Consider the following 16,096-nt stretch of genomic DNA (forward strand, 5'->3'; position numbering starts at 1 on the left):
GCGATCGCCGCTAGTCCAACTCCCACTGCGCGGTCACTGAGAAGTTCACGGTCTGCTGTCCGGGCTCCAGCGGAACCATCGACGGCATGGCCCGCGGTGCCCCGGTCGGCGGCGGGGTGTTGCCGGTGACCTCCGAAATGGACAGCACCCGGCCCAGCCGGAGCCCGGACAGCTGGGCGTACTGCTCGGCTCGGCTCTTGGCGTCGTTGAACGCCCGGGACCGGGCGTCCTTCACCAGCTGCGAATCGTCGGCGATGGAATAGCGGACGGATTTGATCCGGGTGGCGTCGCCGCCCGTGCCGACGATGAGGGCGAGCAAGCGCGACGCGGCGTCCGCTGGGTGGATTTTGACGGCGATGGCGTTGGTCGCGCGGTACGCGGTGATGGCGGCGGTACCGGTGGGGCCTGGGTTGTTGTATTCGGGTGACAGCGTGACCTCGGTGGTGCTGATGTCCTTGCGGTCGATGCCGGCGCCAGTCAGGGCGTTGATGACCGCCTGTTGACGATCGTTGGTTTGGTTCATCGCCGTGGTGACGTCGGGCGCGGTGAATTCGATGCCGACGTCGGCGGTCAGGGTGTCCGGGACCCCTTGCACCTGACCGGTGCCCACGACCGTGACCTGACGAGGGTTGGCCCCGGGCTGCGGCGCGTTGTGCTTGTCGCACGCCGAGATCGCTGCGACTGTGAGCCCGGCCGTGGCTACGGCGATCGATCGGCGAAGAAGACCTTGTGTGCTGGGTTTCGGCATGCCTCACCCTGACACTGACTGGACCCTAGCGTCTACCACGCTTCGAAACGAGGCTGCTTCGTCCCCACAAGCTGTCCCTTCACCACTGGGCGCTGCCCACAATTGTCGTTGCGTGAGCGCATATTTGGGGCGCTTCGTTGCCATGACCGCGGCCGGTCGGCACTACAGAAGCGGCAGCAGCCATCCGCCCGGACCCTCGTCGTGTGGCCCGGTCAGGTCGGACCTGAATCCACGAATGCCGCCGTCGTTCGTCCGTTTATCCGTGAGTCGCCTCTGGACGTCGTCGGGGAGGCGGCCAATGCGGTCAGGTGAATTCCACAGTTCCCAGGTTTGCACCGCCCAGTACAACGCGAACTCGATGATCACCGCCGATTCCAGCCAGATGACCCATGGCTCCCATCCGGGATGCTTGAGATGCACTGCGACAACTGCGATTAACGTCACCACCATCACTGCGGCGATGATCCAGTAGTACCACTTGTAGCCGTTTTTGTGCGGTGCCTTCACCGGGTCCTCCTGCCCGACGACGAGGGCGGCGCAAAACACGGTGATGATGAAGGACAAGAGCATCAGGAAACCGGCGATGCCGTGGATTTGCGCGTAGAACCAGTTCGGGAAAAAGACGAGGGCAACGAAGCCAAGCGCCATGATCACCCAGAAAATCCACTGCGCGACGGTGCCCAACGGGCTTCTCTTGTGCCGAGTGTGGTTGCGCCAGTGCAGCACGGCCATCGCCGACCAGCCCACGATCAGTGCAACAACGACCGCCCAGACATTGGGCTGGGTTGCGGGCTCGAATTGGGACGGCAGATCATATTTCCCACACAGTTTCGTGGGTCGACCCTGCGGGACCATTGCGATCATCAACGCCGAGACCCCCGCCAAAGTCAACAATGCATCCTCGGTGTCGTTGCTGCCCTTGTACATGATGAAGAGCGTGCCGAGCGCCAGCAGCGCGGCGATCAGGATGCTGTGCGCGGAGGTGTAATAGTAAGCGCTGAGGGCGAATTGCCAGCAGGTGGCCGACAATTGTTCGATGACAATGGCCACGAATACCATGAGCGTTACTATGACCATGCCGACGCGTAGGTCACGGTAGATGGCAAGTGTGATGGGCGTTGGTTTCTGGTTGCTCATGCTGCCTACTTCAGACCAGTCCGATATCTAATCGGCGACGATAGCCGGTGATATGGCTGACCGCTGAGGATTTATGCAAATGTGTGCAGCGTTCCGGCATCGCTCAGTTGATTGCCGGGTCGGCCGCGACGGCGATTGAGGCTTGCCGGAGAGGGGCTGCGGCGTCCCCACACAAATGAGCGACTCTGTACCTCCGGTCAGCCCGGGCACCAAAGCATTGCCTGCAAAGGCTTGGCGGTCACGTCAGCAGCCTCATATAAGTTCATATATGTCTCCAATCATATTTATTCGCAACATATTTCATGCGAAATACAAATGATGCAGCATTTCAGACCAGCTAAGTGAACAGTTCTCGTCCTGGTCATGAATTAGCGAGTCGCGGGCTGTCATCTCTGGACATGCCTGGCCTAACGTGTCCAGACGTCTGATTCGGCACGCCTATCGGTGCCGAGAGCTATTGATTTGAAAGGGTTTTGAGAAGACATGTCGTTCTTGATGGCGCAACCGGAAATATTGACTGCTGCTTCCCGCGAGCTGCATAGGATCAATGCGTCCGTGCGGGAGGGAAATTCGGCGGTGGCAATTTCCACGACGAGGGTGACCCCCGCCGCAGCTGACGCGGTATCGATATTGACCGCGCAGCAGTTCTCGCGGCACGGTCAGCTCTTCCAGGAGATCAGTGCGCAGGCCGCGCTGATTCGTGAGCAGTTGGCGACGATGCTTGGCATCAGCGCCGGTTCGTACGGCGCCACCGAGGTCGCCAACACTGCCTCAGTCGGTTAGGCGAGGACACCATGCTCGACTTCGCGCAGTTACCACCGGAGATCAACTCGGCGCTGATGTATGCGGGACCCGGCTCAGGGCCGCTGCTGGCCGCCGCGGCGGCCTGGGACGGTCTGGCCACCGAGTTGCACTCCGCGGCCGCCGCCTACGGGGTGGTAATCGCGGGCCTCACCGACGGGCCATGGCAGGGGCCGGCCGCCTCGGCCATGCTCACGGCGGTCGCACCGCAAGTGGCGTGGCTACTCGGCACGGGTGGACAGGTCGAACATGTCGCCGCTCAAGCGGTGGCGGCGGCGGGTGTCTATGAGCTGGCGTTCGCCGAAACGGTGCCGCCGCCGGTGATTGCGGCGAACCGGGCGTTGCTGGCGGAGTTGTTGGCGACGAACTTCCTCGGCCAGAACGTCGCGGCCATCGCGGCTACCGAGGCCCAATACGGCGAGATGTGGGCGCAAGACGCCGCCGCGATGTACGGCTACGCCGGCGGGTCGGCCGCAGCGTCGATGTTGCCGCCATTCGAACCGGCCGAACCCGCTACCAACCCGGCCGGCGCTGCTCGTCAGGCCGCCGCGGTCGCCCAGGCGGCCGGCGCGAGCGGAAGCGAGAGTGCGCGGGACGCGGTGCCCCAAATGCTTGCCGCGTTGGCCGGGGCGACGAATAATCCCGCGTCGTCCGGCAATCCCACGTTTTCCCTGGGCGGAATCAGCCTGAACCCCGAAGGCGATGGTCTGGTGGTGGGGGGTCCATTGGGTGATCTGTTGGAGGGCCTGACCGGGTCGCAAACACTGGACGCCAGCACACCTTTCGACGCGTTCATCCGATTGATTTCTCCGACCCGGCTCTTCACCACGTCGTTCAAAGACATCCAAAGCATCGCTCAGGGCATGATGCCGGCCGCGAAGTCGGCCACCGAGGGCGTCGCCAAGGCCGCAGAAGCCTCGCTCCCCGCCGCCGTTTCGGGCGCGAGCCTGGGCTCGGTGGGCGCGGTTGGATCGGCGGGCGCGGCCGTCGGCAAGGCGGCGTCTGTCGGTGGATTGTCGGTTCCGGCGGCCTGGGCGAGCGCGGCCCCGACGGCGCCTTCGGTCGCCGTGGCGCTCAACGGCGCCACTGCCACGGGCGCGGTTGAGCGTGCCACCAATGCGGTGGGAGGGGTGCCGATGACGCCTGTCGGCGGGGCGGGGCGCGGCGCCGCGGCCCACTTCGTCACTCCCCGATACGGTTTCAAGCCCACCGTCATCGCACAACCCCCGGCGGGAGGCTGATGCGTTAGAAGGGTGGGTCGTCGGGCAAGGGCTGCAGAACCAGCTCATCGGGCTGCCAATCCGGCGGCAACTCTTCGGGCTCTCTTGGATCGTTCACCCAGGTGCAATAGGGGCTGGTGCTCGGTGCGCCCTTGAACAGGAAGAGCATGTCGCGCATATGGTTTCGGAACTTGCGCGACGCGATTTCCTCTTTGCGCCCCCACTCGAGCCGCATCCGGGCCTCGTTGATCGGCCGTTGCTCGCGATTGTGCCCACGGGCTCGAGCGATTCGTGCACTGCGGTGTTGCAATCGGGACCGCCGTTTCGGGGCCGGCGTCACGCATGCCGGGCCGCGCGGCGGTGGAAACAGGTCCGCGCCGGCAGGCGAGGTCCGATAGGTCCGTCCGCTCGGCGACGTCCACACCACGGTGCCGTCGGGAAGCTGATTGTCGCGCCAGCCGCCGAAAGTCTTGAGTCGATGATGTTGTCGGCAAAGGCATTTGAGGTTCTCCGCCGTGGTCTGGCCGCCTGCCGCCGGATCCCGGTGATTGAACGGAACCGTGTGGTCGAGGTCGCAGACCACCGCCGGGCGGCTGCAGCCGGGGAAGCGGCAGGTCAGATCCCGGCATCGAACGGTTCGTTCGAGCGCGGCAGACGGTTGATAGCGCAGCGCTTCGACCGGACTGGTCACCGGGTCGGCGACGAGTACGGCTGCGGCGCCGGCTAATTGGCGCACCTGCTCCGCATCGATGACGCCATAACCCTCCAGATAGCCGGGCTCGGACCCGTTATCGTGGACGGTTCGCTCGCTGGCCACCACGTTGATGACGACGCGCACGCCGGCCCGACCGTCGTCGCCCTCGCCCAGCCGGACCGGGCACTCCGCTTGTCCACAGGCGCAACCCAATCCACGACCCTCGGCCAGCGCGCCCAACGCGTCGGCTCGCCGCTGATCCATGGTCCGCGGATCCGCGGGGCACACCTGCTTGGCTAGCTGGGACAGCCGTCGATCGAACGCGACGGCAGCCGAGGCCGCGACCGATCCATGCACCTCGGCCATCCCATCGGCCGCGGCTCTGATTCCGATGCAACGTTCGTCCTCGGCGGCCCGGCGGCGCTCGCGGGCGGCGTCGGGATCGGCGGTTCGCACGGCGGCGTCGACGGCGTTGACGATGCGTTGCCTCGACCACCCGTGCCAGTTACCGATGCGCTCGGCCAGCGAATGGTCGAGATTGGCGATCAGCGTTTCGTCGGTGACCAGATCGGTCCGGCTGATGACCAACCGCACTGTGCGCCAATCCGTTCGGCCCTCTGTCAGCAAGGCCGCGATCTTGGGCAACCTGACGTCGAGCGCCTCCGCATAGGACACCAGGTAGCTGGCGCCCATCGGCGAGAGGTTCATCGCGGCGGCGACCTCCGCGGCGGTCTGCTCGAAGCCGTCGATCTCCGCGTACTCCCGGTCGGGCTGCTCGGCGAGCGCAACTCGATGCCGGAGCAGCGCCGCCACCGCCGCCAGCCGTCGGGCCACCAGGGTCGACTCCTGCCGATGGGTGGACTCGATGACCCCCACCAGGGAAGACGGATCGGCCGGAAATTCGAACATGGGTTCGATTATAGCCAGGCCGTCCGACAACGCTCACGGCGTGACGAGTATCTTGCAGTGCCGCTCCGGGTCGGCAAGATCATCGAAAGCCGTACCAACCGCGTCGAGGCCGACCTCACCGGTGATCAGCGGGCTGACGTCGATGTCGCCCTCTGCCAGGGCGCGTAGCGAGTCGCCGAACTCCTCAGGCGTGTAGGCGAGTACGAATTGGACGTTGATCTCCTTGGCGATCGCGAAGAACGGATGCACCGTATCGGGTTGCATGCACACACCGGCGACCACCAGGCGGGTGCCGGGCCGCGCCCGAAGGAGTACGTCGTCGATGATGCCGGGCACGCCGACCGCCTCGAACACCACCGCGGGCTTGGCGGCGTCGAAGGGCGAACCCTGCGCCGCATCCAACGTCCGATGGGCTCCCATCGCGGTGGCCAGCTCACGGCGTTTTGGCGAAAAGTCGGACGCCACAATGGTTTCGACACCCTTCGCCCGCAGGGCGGCGACGATGGCAATTCCGATCGGTCCGCAACCGAGCACCAGGGCGGTCTCGCCGGGGGCGATATTCGACTTGTTGACCGCATGCAGCCCCACCGCCATCGGTTCGGTCAGGGAGGCGTGTTTGAAGTCCAGGCCGTTGGGGATCGGCAGCAACAACGGCGCCGAAAGCAGCATCCGTTCGGCGTAGCCGCCGACGGTGCTGTTGCTGTACACGATCGGCTCGACGCCCTTGGCGGACAACAGCACCGGCAGCGACGTGACCAGGGTGCCCGGCGGATGGGTCTCGGTGTCTGGCCCGGCTTCGAGGATCTCGGCGCTGAACTCGTGACCCATGAAGATGTCGTGGTCGAGGTCGACGTGCATGGCGCCCGAGCCGCCGGCCACCCGGTCGCTCATTTCCATCACCTGAGCGCCGTGGGCGGCGAAATGCAAGTCGGAGCCGCAGATTCCGCACGCTCGCACGCCCACCAACACCTGGCCGGCTTCGGGGATCGGGTCGGGCACGTCGTCCCGGTAGACCATGCGGCCGTCCCGCAACACTGCCGCGCGCATCAGTGCACCGCGTCTTTCTGCTCGTCGACATGCTCGGTGATGGCCTTCACGACTGCCTCGCCGGCCCGGCCGATCAGCTGGTCGCGCTTGCCCTTCGCCCAGTCATGCGACGATCGGGACGCTTCGAGCTGTCGTTTGAAGTGCGGAATCACCTTGCGCGCCATCAGGTCGTAGCTGTGGTAAGTCGCCTGCGGCGAAGCCCAGTCGTGGCCGAGCATCAACAGGGTGCCAAAGCCGCCGGAGCGGTCCAGCAGATCCTCGATGTGGGCGATGGCGTCCTCGGGGGTGCCAATGCAGCAGTTTCCCTTGGCCGCATAGTCGGCGACGAATTCGTGTGGCGTCTGCGTGCCTTCCACGCTGTTGGCCAGCGGCACAAATCCGGCGGCGCCAAAGTAATTCGCGAAATCCTGCAGTCCGTAGGTGCAGTCGTCGATCGCCTGCTCACGGCTGTCGGCGATGTGCATGATGCTCAGGACGCGCCAACCGGCCCGGTCCGGCTCCTCCCTGCCGACCTTCGCGGCCTGTTCGCGGACCACGTCCCAGGTTGTTTCCAGCGCCGCGTAGCCGCCGGGTACCGACATCGACAACGACAGCAGCGAGGTCCCGAGCGCGCCGGCCAGGCGCGGCCCGGACGGCGAAATCATTGCCGCCGTGGAGATTTCGGGGTAGGGCCAGGTGTAGGGGCGGATGTGCAACTGCGCGTCACGCAGGGTGAACCAGTCGGAGTGACGGTCTATGCGTTCGGTGGGCGCGGCGCGGAACAGCGCCAGGATCGCCTCGAGAGACTCCTGCATCATCCGGCGCTGCTCGATCGGGTCGATGCCCATCATGTAGGCGTCCGAGGGCAGCGCACCGGGGCCGGTGCCGAACATCACGCGCCCCCGGGTGAGGTGGTCCAGCAGCACCCAGCGGTCGGCGACCATGAGCGGATGGTGGTAGGGCAGCGACACGACGCCCGTGCCCAGCCGGATGTGTTTGGTCCGCTCGGCCGCTGCCGCGATGAAGACCTCCGGGCAGGCGATCAGCTCGTAGCCACCGGAGTGGTGCTCGCCGAACCAGGCCTCGTCGAATCCCAGCCGATCCAGGGCTACGACGCGTTCCATGTCGTATTCCAGTGCCACGGTTGGGGATTGGCCGATGGGGTGAAACGGGGTGATAAAGACACCGAAACGCAGGGGCGCGATCATTGCAGCTCCAATCCGTTGAGGAATTCCAGTAAGGCCGCATTCACCTCTTCGGGGCGCTCCTGCTGCAGCCAATGCCCGGCGCCGTCGATCATCACCTGCTGGTATGGGCCCGAGATCGCATCCGCGGCACGATCGGTGCGGGTGAAAGACAGGACGGGATCGGCCGTCCCGCCGATGAACAAACACGGGACCGGGATCTTCGCGCCGTCGAGTTCGGCGGTCGTCTCCCAGTTGCGGTCGAAATTGCGGTACCAGTTCAGGCCGCCGGTGAAACCGGTGCGGGTGAACTCGGCGACGTAGTGGTCGAGCTCGTCGCGGCTAATCCAGTCAGGCAGCCCGTCGGGTTCGGCCAGCCGCTCGATGAAACCTTCCGGGCCGGGGGCCACCATCCGTATCGCCGCGGCTTTGTCACCGGCTGTCCCCAGGCTGCCCATCATGCGTCGCATCACCCGAGCGGGATCGGCGTTCAATTCGGCGTCGGCGACGCCGGGCTCCTGGAAATAGAGGATGTAGAAGAAGTTCTCGCCGAACGTTTTGCGCCACGCCGTGGTCGGCGCCACCCGCGGGCGCGGCGTCACCGGCACGCTCATCGCGGCGACGGCCGCGACCCGGTCCGGGTGCAGCAGGGGGGCGTTCCAGACCACGGCGGCACCCCAGTCGTGTCCGACCCAGACGGCGCGTTGCGCGCCGACGTCGTCGAGCAGACCGACCAGGTCGGCGGTCAGCTCATGAATGTCGTAGGCGTCGACGGAGTCCGGACGATCCGAACCGCCATAGCCCCGCTGATCGGGTGCCAGCACGTGGTAGCCCGCGTCGGCCAGGACGGGTATCTGGTGACGCCAGGAGTAGGCGAGTTCGGGGAAACCGTGCGCCAGGAGCACCACGGGTGCGCCTCGGTCGCCCGCCTCGGTCACTCGCAGCCGCACACCATTGGTGTCTACTAACCGTTCGGTTGGGGGCACCGTCTCACCAAAGCACAACGGTTGCTGGCTGAGAAGGCCCCGCACTGTCTTGGCTCACCGAATGGCGCTCGGTTGGTGATCAAAAGGGCGGCAGGCGGGAATACTCGATTCGATGCGACTGGACCATGTGGTGGTTTGGACCAAAAATCCGCGGGCGTCGATGGACTTCTACACCCGCGTCGTCGGGCTGGAACCGGTCCGGTTCACCGAATTCGAAGCCGGAGATGCACCGTTTCCGAGCGTGCGGGTTTGTGCGGACTCCATCATCGACTTGATGCCCGCCGAAAGCATTTCGGCGACTGAAAAGTTGACCCGCATCGAGGGCAGCGCCGGCCATCCGGTCAATCACGTCTGCCTGGCGCTGTCAAAGGCCGAATACGATGCGCTGGACCGGCGGCTGCAGGCCGAAGGCGTGGACACCAGCGCGCGGCTGAACCGCAGCTTCGGCGCGCGGGGCTGGGCGCCGCAGGGGTACTACTTCCCCGATCCGGACGGCAACGTGGTCGAGGCCCGCTATTACGAGTAGCCGGGAACTGCCGGTCGTTAACTGAGCAGGACGGCGGCGGCCTGGCGCACTGCCCCCTTACGGGAGACTGCGCCCCGGCTCTGCCGGAGCTGGCGATCGCCACTAGCGGTATGGTGTCGACCCGCTGCGCCCCGGCTCTGCCGGAGCTGGCGATCGCCACTAGCGGTAGCCTGGACTTTTCCAGCTGCGTGCACATCGGGGAAGGACCTGGCCGGCAAGGCCGATGATTGATGAACCGGAAAAACGTGATTCGTACCATCGTGGCGATTGCTGTCGTGGTGCTGCTCGGTTGGTCGTTCTTCTATTTCAGCGACGACACCCGCGGCTATAAGCCCGTCGACACCTCGGTGGCGATGTCCCAGATCAACGGCGACAACGTCAAAAGCGCACAGATCGACGACCGCGAACAGCAACTTCGATTGACCCTGAAGAAGGGCAACGGTGACACCGACAATTCCGACAAGGTCATCACCAAATTCCCCAGCGGCTACGCCGTCGACCTGTTCAACGCGCTGAGCGCCAAGAACGCAAAGGTCAGCACTGTCGTCAACCAGGGCAGCATCCTGGGTGAGCTGCTGGTCTACGTGCTGCCGCTGCTGCTGCTGGTCGGCCTGTTCGTCATGTTCTCCCGCATGCAGGGGGGCGCCCGGATGGGCTTCGGTTTCGGCAAGTCGCGCGCCAAGCAGCTCTCCAAGGACATGCCCAAGACCACCTTCGCCGACGTCGCCGGGGTCGACGAGGCGGTCGAGGAGCTCTACGAGATCAAGGACTTCCTGCAGAATCCCGGCCGCTACCAGGCGCTGGGCGCCAAGATCCCCAAAGGCGTGCTGCTGTACGGGCCGCCGGGAACCGGCAAGACGCTGCTGGCCCGCGCGGTCGCCGGGGAGGCCGGGGTTCCGTTCTTCACCATCTCGGGCTCCGACTTCGTCGAGATGTTCGTCGGCGTCGGTGCGTCCCGGGTCCGCGACCTGTTTGACCAGGCCAAGCAGAACAACCCGTGCATCATTTTCGTCGATGAGATCGACGCGGTAGGCCGCCAGCGCGGTGCGGGCCTTGGTGGCGGTCACGACGAGCGCGAACAGACGCTCAACCAGTTGCTGGTCGAGATGGACGGGTTCGACCCGCGGGCCGGCGTCATCCTGATCGCGGCGACCAACCGACCGGACATTCTGGACCCGGCGCTGCTGCGACCCGGCCGCTTCGACCGGCAGATCCCGGTCTCCAACCCGGACCTGGCGGGTCGCAAAGCGGTGCTGGAGGTGCACTCCAAGGGCAAGCCGATCGGCCCGGACGCCGACCTCGCCGGGCTGGCCAAACGCACGGTCGGCATGACCGGCGCCGACCTGGCCAACGTCATCAACGAGGCGGCGCTGCTCACCGCCCGCGAGAACGGCACCGTCATCACCAGCGCCGCCCTGGAGGAAGCGGTGGACCGGGTGATCGGCGGGCCGCGCCGCAAGGGCCGGATCATCAGCGAACAGGAAAAGAAGATCACCGCCTATCACGAGGGCGGGCACACGCTGGCCGCCTGGGCGATGCCCGATATCGAGCCGATCTACAAGGTGACGATCTTGGCGCGCGGGCGCACCGGCGGGCACGCGGTGGCCGTGCCGGAGGAAGACAAGGGCCTGCGGACCCGCTCGGAGATGATCGCGCAGTTGGTGTTTGCCATGGGTGGGCGCGCCGCCGAGGAGCTGGTCTTTCGGGAGCCGACGACGGGCGCGGTGTCCGATATCGAGCAGGCGACCAAGATCGCGCGCGCGATGGTCACCGAATTCGGCATGAGCTCGAAACTCGGTGCCGTCAAATACGGTTCGGAGCACGGCGACCCGTTCCTGGGTCGCACCATGGGGACGCAGGCTGACTACTCACACGAGGTCGCCCGCGACATCGACGACGAAATCCGCAAACTGATCGAGGCCGCCCACACCGAGGCGTGGGAGGTCCTCACCGAATATCGCGACATTCTCGACATTTTGGCCGGCGAGCTGCTGGAAAAGGAAACCCTGCACCGGGCGGAGCTGGAGGGCATCTTCTCCGGCGTCGAAAAGCGGCCTCGGCTCACCATGTTCGACGATTTCGGCGGCCGCATCCCGTCGGACAAACCGCCGATCAAGACGCCCGGCGAGCTGGCCATCGAACGCGGCGAGCCCTGGCCCCCGCCGGTTCAGGAGCCCGCTTTCAAGGCGGCCATCGCGCGGGCCAGCGAGGCCGCCGCGGCCGCGCAGGCCGAGGCCGAGCGAAACGCCAACGGCGGCAATGGTTCTCATGGCGCTCAAGGCGGTAATCGTCAGGGGGATCCGCAGGGGCCCATGCAACCCGACTACGGCGCCCCGGCCGGCTGGCGCGCGCCGGGCTGGCCGCCACAGCAACAACAGCCGCATTACTGGCATCCGCCCGCGCAACCCGGCCAGCAGCCGCACTGGCAGCAACCGGCACACAATTACGCCGGCCCGCAGGGCTATCCCGGACAGCAAGGCGGTCAGCAAAGTTACCCCGGACAGCAGGGCGGCGCGGGTCACCCGGGTCAGCCACATCCCGCCTATCCGCCCTATCCGCCGTATCCGCCGCCCGGCCAACCCGCCCCGCAGGGCGGTTCGCCCGACCGGCAGGATGAGGACGTAAGCCGGTCCAACCCGCCGGCTCACGGCTGAGCAAACGGAGGATTCGATGGCGCTGCCGGATACCGCGATACACACGACGCGGCTGTTCGATCAGGAGCGCGCCGAGGCCGCAGTCCGCGAGTTGCTGCACGCGATAGGCGAAGACCCCGACCGGGATGGCCTGCGGGAAACACCGGCCCGGGTCGCCCGCGCCTACCGTGAGATGTTCGCCGGGCTCTACACCGACCCGGACAGCGTGTTGAACACGATGTTCGATGAGGATCACGACGAGTTGGTGCTCGTCAAAGAAATCCCGCTGTACTCAACGTGTGAGCACCACCTGGTGTCGTTCCACGGGGTGGCTCACGTGGGCTACATCCCGGGCAACGACGGCAGGGTCACCGGCCTGTCGAAGATCGCGCGGCTGGTCGATCTGTATTCGAAACGGCCCCAGGTGCAGGAGCGGCTCACCAGCCAGATCGCCGACGCACTGGTGAAGAAGCTCAATCCGCGCGGCGTGATGGTCGTGGTGGAGGCCGAGCACCTGTGCATGGCGATGCGCGGGGTACGCAAACCCGGAGCGATCACCACCACCTCGGCGGTACGCGGACTGTTCAAAACAAACGCCGCTTCTCGAGCCGAAGCGCTCGACCTGATCCTGCGTAAGTGAGTCTGGCGCCTGTGCAGGTAATGGGAGTCCTGAACGTCACTGACGATTCGTTCTCCGACGGCGGCCGTTATCTCGACCCCGACAAGGCCGTCGCGCAGGGCCTGGCCCTGATCGCCGACGGGGCCGACATCGTCGACGTCGGGGGAGAATCGACCCGTCCCGGCGCAACGCGCATCGATCCGCACGCCGAGACGTCCCGGGTGGTACCCGTCGTCAAAGAGCTTGCAACACAAGGCGTCACGGTCAGCATCGACACCATGCACGCCGACGTCGCGCGGGCGGCGCTGTGCGCCGGAGCGCGGATCGTCAACGACGTGTCCGGCGGCCGCGCCGATCCCGCGATGGCGCCGCTGCTGGCCGATGCGAAAGCGCCCTGGGTGCTGATGCATTGGCGATCGGTCTCGGCCGAGCGGCCGCACGCGGCGCCGCACTACCGGGACGTGGTCGTCGAGGTGCGCGACGAGCTGCTGGCCAGCGTCGACGCCGCGGTGACTGCCGGTGTCGACCCCGGGCGGCTGATGATCGATCCAGGACTGGGATTTGCCAAGACGGCACAACACAATTGGGCGCTGCTGCATGCCCTGCCGCAACTGGTTGCCACCGGCATTCCGGTGCTCCTGGGTGCATCGCGCAAACGGTTCCTCGGTACGTTGTTAGCCGGGGCCGACGGTTCGCCGCGACCGCCCGATGGGCGTGAGACGGCAACCGCGGTGGTTTCGGCGCTGGCCGCCCTGCATGGCGCCTGGGGGGTGCGCGTGCACGATGTACGGGCCACGGTCGATGCCCTGAAGGTCGTAGCGGCCTGGACCGACCGGTCGCAGACGGAGCTGGCTGAGGGCGATGACTGATCGAATCGAGTTGCGCGGCTTGATGGTTCGTGGACAACACGGGGTTTTCGACCACGAGCGCGCCAACGGTCAGGACTTCGTCGTCGACATCACGGTTTGGATCGACCTCCTCGACGCCGCGGCCAGCGACGAACTGGCCGACACCTACGACTACGCCGCGCTGGCCCAATTGGCCGCCGATGTGGTCGCGGGGCCCGCGCGCAATCTGATCGAAACCGTAGTAGCCCAGATCGCCGACCAGGTGATGGACGACGAACGCGTGCACGCCGTCGAGGTGGCGGTGCACAAGCCGCAGGCTCCGATTCCGCAGCAGTTCGCCGACGTCGCGGTGGTGGTGCGGCGGTCGCGCCGCGGCGGCCGCGGTTCGGTGATCCCGGCGGGCGGCGGGGCGCTATGACCAGAGTCGTGTTGTCCATCGGCTCCAATTTGGGTGACAGGTTGGCGCGGTTGCAGTCGGTCGTCGACGGGCTGGCCGACGCGGTGCTCGCCGTGTCCCCGGTGTACGAGACCGACCCCTGGGGTCGGATGGATCAGGCGCCGTTTCTCAACGCGGTGCTGATCGCCGACGACCCGTCCTGCGACGGGCAGGGCTGGCTGCGCCGGGGACAGGAGTTCGAGCGCGCGGCGGGCCGCGTGCGCGGCGAGCGCTGGGGTCCACGCACCCTCGACGTCGACCTGATCGCCTGCTACGACCCAACCGAGGTGATCTCCCGGGACAACAACCTGACGTTGCCGCATCCGCTGGCCCACCTACGGGCGTTCGTGCTCATCCCGTGGCTCGATGTCGACCCGGAGGCTCGGCTCACACTGGCCGACGGGCCACAGCCGGTCGCCGGCCTGCTAGCTCAGCTGGAAGCGGTCGACCGGGACGGCGTGCGGCCGACCGGACTGACGCTTCGGCCGAATGGGACCGGCCAGGCCGACCGGGGGCCGATGAGCTGATGGGGCCCACCCGCAAGCGTGACCTGACCGCCGCGGTGGTCGGCGCCGCCGTGGTGGGGTATCTGCTGGTCAACGGCCTATATCGGTGGTTTCCGCCGATCACGGTGTGGACCGGCCTGTCGCTGCTGGCGGTGGCCATCGCCGAGGCGCTGTGGGGGCGCTACGTGCGAGCCAGGATCAACGAGGGCGACATCGGGTCCGGTCCGGGTTGGCTGCACCCGCTCGCGGTGGCGCGCAGCCTGATGGTCGCCAAGGCATCGGCCTGGGTCGGCGCGTTGATGCTGGGCTGGTGGGTCGGCGTCCTGGTGTACTTCCTGCCCCGCAAATCCTGGTTGCGGGCCGCTGCCGAGGACACCTCGGGGGCCGTGGTGGCGGCGGTCAGCGCATTGGCGCTGCTGGTTGCCGCGCTGTGGCTGCAACACTGCTGCAAGTCGCCGCCGGATCCGACGGAGCAGGGCGAGGGGGCGGAAAGCTAGCCCGGCGACCAGAATTGCCGGCGCCGGGCGGCCGGTCGACTTCCGCGACCTTGCGGACACCCGCGCGAGAATCGCCGAAGCAGCGCGACACGCGGATTGACCTCGCACAGGTAGTCTCAGGCCATGACCGTTCTGTCCCGCGGCGCCCGGGTCCGGCGCGGCGGCCGCAGGCCGGGGTGGGTGCTCTTGACGGCGTTGCTGGTCCTCGCGATGGGGGCCAGTTCCGCATTGGTTTTCACCAATCGGGTGGAACTTCTCAAGCTCGCTGTAATCCTGGCGCTGTGGGCCGCAGTCGCCGGCGCCTTCGTTTCCGTGCTCTATCGCCGCCAAAGCGACGCCGACCAGTCCAAGGTCCGCGACCTCAAGCTTGTTTACGACCTGCAACTGGATCGGGAGATCTCGGCCCGGCGCGAATACGAGCTGACCGTCGAGTCACAGCTGCGCCGCGAGCTGGCCTCCGAGCTGCGCGCTCAGGCCGCCGACGATCTGGCCGAGTTGCGCGCGGAGCTCTCCGCGTTGCGGACCAGCCTGGAAATCCTGTTCGACACCGACCTGGCGCACCGCCCGGCCCTCGGCGGCACGTCGGACGCTGAGCCGCAGCCGGAGCGCGCGTACAGCGAATGGGATCGCAATGGCGAGCACCCCCGCGACACTCCGGTCGATTGGGTGTCCAGCGACCGCGTGACGTCGGTGTCGCAGGACAACCGCGACGACGCCATCATCGACGTGCCCGAGGAACCGCTGGTTCCCCCGCGGCAGCAGGCGCCGCCCCGCCGTCAGCGGGTGCAAGACCAGCACGAGCCGGCCCCGGATCCCGCATACGCCCAGGATCCCGCCTACGCGGAGGAGTCCCCCTATGCGGGACCGGCGGAGCCGCGGTTCGAGCCTCGCCCCCAACCGCCGCGGGCCGCCCCGGCGGCGCAGTTCCAACCGGAGCCCCAACCGCGGCCTGAACCAGAACCAGCGCCGGAACCGCAACCACAGCCTCAGGCGCAGTGGCCGGGGCAGGGCTGGCAGCGGGTCGCCGCGGAAGGCCAGTGGCTGCCTCCCGGCGCCCCGGGCAGCAATTGGGCCGGCGCGGATAGCCGCGCGGAACCGTCCGGTGGGCGGCGTGCCCGGCATTCCGGCGTCGACGAATCCTGGGATGGCCTGCTCGTCGAGCCGGTGCCGCCGCCACCGTCGTACGGCGACCCCGGCCGCCGGGCACGGTCTCGCCACTCGGCGGAGCACCGCGACTACGGGGTGAGCGATTTCTCGCGCAACAACGAACCGTCGCCCGGACCTTCCGCCGCGCCGCCCCCGCCGGCCGCCGCCACGCCGCCACCC

General features: G+C 66.9%; 16 protein-coding genes. 10 read left to right on the forward strand and 6 right to left on the reverse strand.

Annotated elements, in window-relative coordinates; all coding sequences use genetic code 11:
- Positions 1-10: 10 nt before the first annotated feature.
- Positions 11-748, reverse strand: coding sequence for an SIMPL domain-containing protein (locus A5753_RS22100; RefSeq protein ID WP_067133497.1), 738 nt, complete (start codon positions 746-748; stop codon positions 11-13).
- Between the two features lie 162 nt (positions 749-910).
- Positions 911-1,885 (reverse strand): hypothetical protein, encoded by a 975-nt coding sequence (locus A5753_RS22105; protein ID WP_067133501.1) that lies wholly within the window; start codon positions 1,883-1,885, stop codon positions 911-913.
- Positions 1,886-2,368: 483 nt separating this feature from the next.
- On the opposite strand from A5753_RS22105, the gene A5753_RS22110 reads away from it, so the two are divergent.
- Complete coding sequence (locus A5753_RS22110) at positions 2,369-2,668, forward strand: PE family protein (RefSeq protein WP_067133504.1); 300 nt, start codon at positions 2,369-2,371, stop codon at positions 2,666-2,668.
- A gap of 11 nt (positions 2,669-2,679) precedes the next feature.
- On the forward strand, positions 2,680-3,927 hold the full coding sequence (locus A5753_RS22115) for a PPE family protein (RefSeq protein WP_067133508.1): 1,248 nt from the start codon (positions 2,680-2,682) through the stop codon (positions 3,925-3,927).
- 4 nt (positions 3,928-3,931) lie between these two features.
- On the opposite strand, the gene A5753_RS22120 is transcribed toward A5753_RS22115, so the two are convergent.
- From A5753_RS22120 to A5753_RS22135, 4 genes are read right to left on the reverse strand one after another with little or no spacing between them, the layout of a single operon-like run.
- Positions 3,932-5,509, reverse strand: coding sequence for an HNH endonuclease signature motif containing protein (locus tag A5753_RS22120; RefSeq protein ID WP_067133511.1), 1,578 nt, complete (start codon positions 5,507-5,509; stop codon positions 3,932-3,934).
- A gap of 33 nt (positions 5,510-5,542) precedes the next feature.
- Positions 5,543-6,556 (reverse strand): zinc-binding dehydrogenase, encoded by a 1,014-nt coding sequence (locus tag A5753_RS22125; protein ID WP_067133515.1) that lies wholly within the window; start codon positions 6,554-6,556, stop codon positions 5,543-5,545.
- Positions 6,556-7,743, reverse strand: a complete 1,188-nt coding sequence (locus A5753_RS22130) for an LLM class flavin-dependent oxidoreductase (protein ID WP_067133518.1) — start codon at positions 7,741-7,743, stop codon at positions 6,556-6,558. The genes A5753_RS22125 and A5753_RS22130 overlap by 1 nt, the downstream gene beginning before the upstream one ends.
- Complete coding sequence (locus tag A5753_RS22135) at positions 7,740-8,705, reverse strand: alpha/beta fold hydrolase (RefSeq protein ID WP_197694772.1); 966 nt, start codon at positions 8,703-8,705, stop codon at positions 7,740-7,742. Before A5753_RS22135 ends, A5753_RS22130 begins: the two co-directional genes overlap by 4 nt.
- 112 nt (positions 8,706-8,817) lie before the next feature.
- Here A5753_RS22135 and A5753_RS22140 point away from each other — a divergent pair, with 112 nt between their 5' ends.
- The 8 genes from A5753_RS22140 to A5753_RS22175 form a co-directional block, all read left to right on the forward strand.
- A complete protein-coding gene (locus tag A5753_RS22140) occupies positions 8,818-9,231 on the forward strand; it encodes a VOC family protein (RefSeq protein ID WP_067133525.1) in 414 nt (137 codons plus the stop codon).
- Between the two features lie 230 nt (positions 9,232-9,461).
- Entirely contained in the window at positions 9,462-11,885 is a 2,424-nt protein-coding gene (gene ftsH, locus A5753_RS22145) for an ATP-dependent zinc metalloprotease FtsH (RefSeq protein ID WP_067133528.1), read from the forward strand.
- 16 nt (positions 11,886-11,901) lie between these two features.
- Positions 11,902-12,504, forward strand: coding sequence for a GTP cyclohydrolase I FolE (gene folE / locus A5753_RS22150; protein WP_067133532.1), 603 nt, complete (start codon positions 11,902-11,904; stop codon positions 12,502-12,504).
- Complete coding sequence (gene folP / locus A5753_RS22155; RefSeq protein ID WP_156656200.1) at positions 12,501-13,352, forward strand: dihydropteroate synthase; 852 nt, start codon at positions 12,501-12,503, stop codon at positions 13,350-13,352. Before folE ends, folP begins: the two co-directional genes overlap by 4 nt.
- Positions 13,345-13,749, forward strand: a complete 405-nt coding sequence (gene folB, locus A5753_RS22160) for a dihydroneopterin aldolase (protein ID WP_067133539.1) — start codon at positions 13,345-13,347, stop codon at positions 13,747-13,749. Before folP ends, folB begins: the two co-directional genes overlap by 8 nt.
- Entirely contained in the window at positions 13,746-14,294 is a 549-nt protein-coding gene (folK, locus tag A5753_RS22165) for a 2-amino-4-hydroxy-6-hydroxymethyldihydropteridine diphosphokinase (RefSeq protein ID WP_067133542.1), read from the forward strand. Before folB ends, folK begins: the two co-directional genes overlap by 4 nt.
- On the forward strand, positions 14,294-14,770 hold the full coding sequence (locus A5753_RS22170) for a DUF3180 domain-containing protein (RefSeq protein WP_067133545.1): 477 nt from the start codon (positions 14,294-14,296) through the stop codon (positions 14,768-14,770). The genes folK and A5753_RS22170 overlap by 1 nt, the downstream gene beginning before the upstream one ends.
- A gap of 123 nt (positions 14,771-14,893) precedes the next feature.
- Positions 14,894-16,096 (forward strand): DUF6779 domain-containing protein (locus A5753_RS22175; RefSeq protein ID WP_067133548.1); only part of this gene is annotated, 1,203 nt, incomplete at its 3' end.

This window comes from Mycobacterium sp. 852002-51971_SCH5477799-a (assembly GCF_001667145.1).
In the GTDB taxonomy this organism is placed as follows: Bacteria; Actinomycetota; Actinomycetes; order Mycobacteriales; family Mycobacteriaceae; genus Mycobacterium.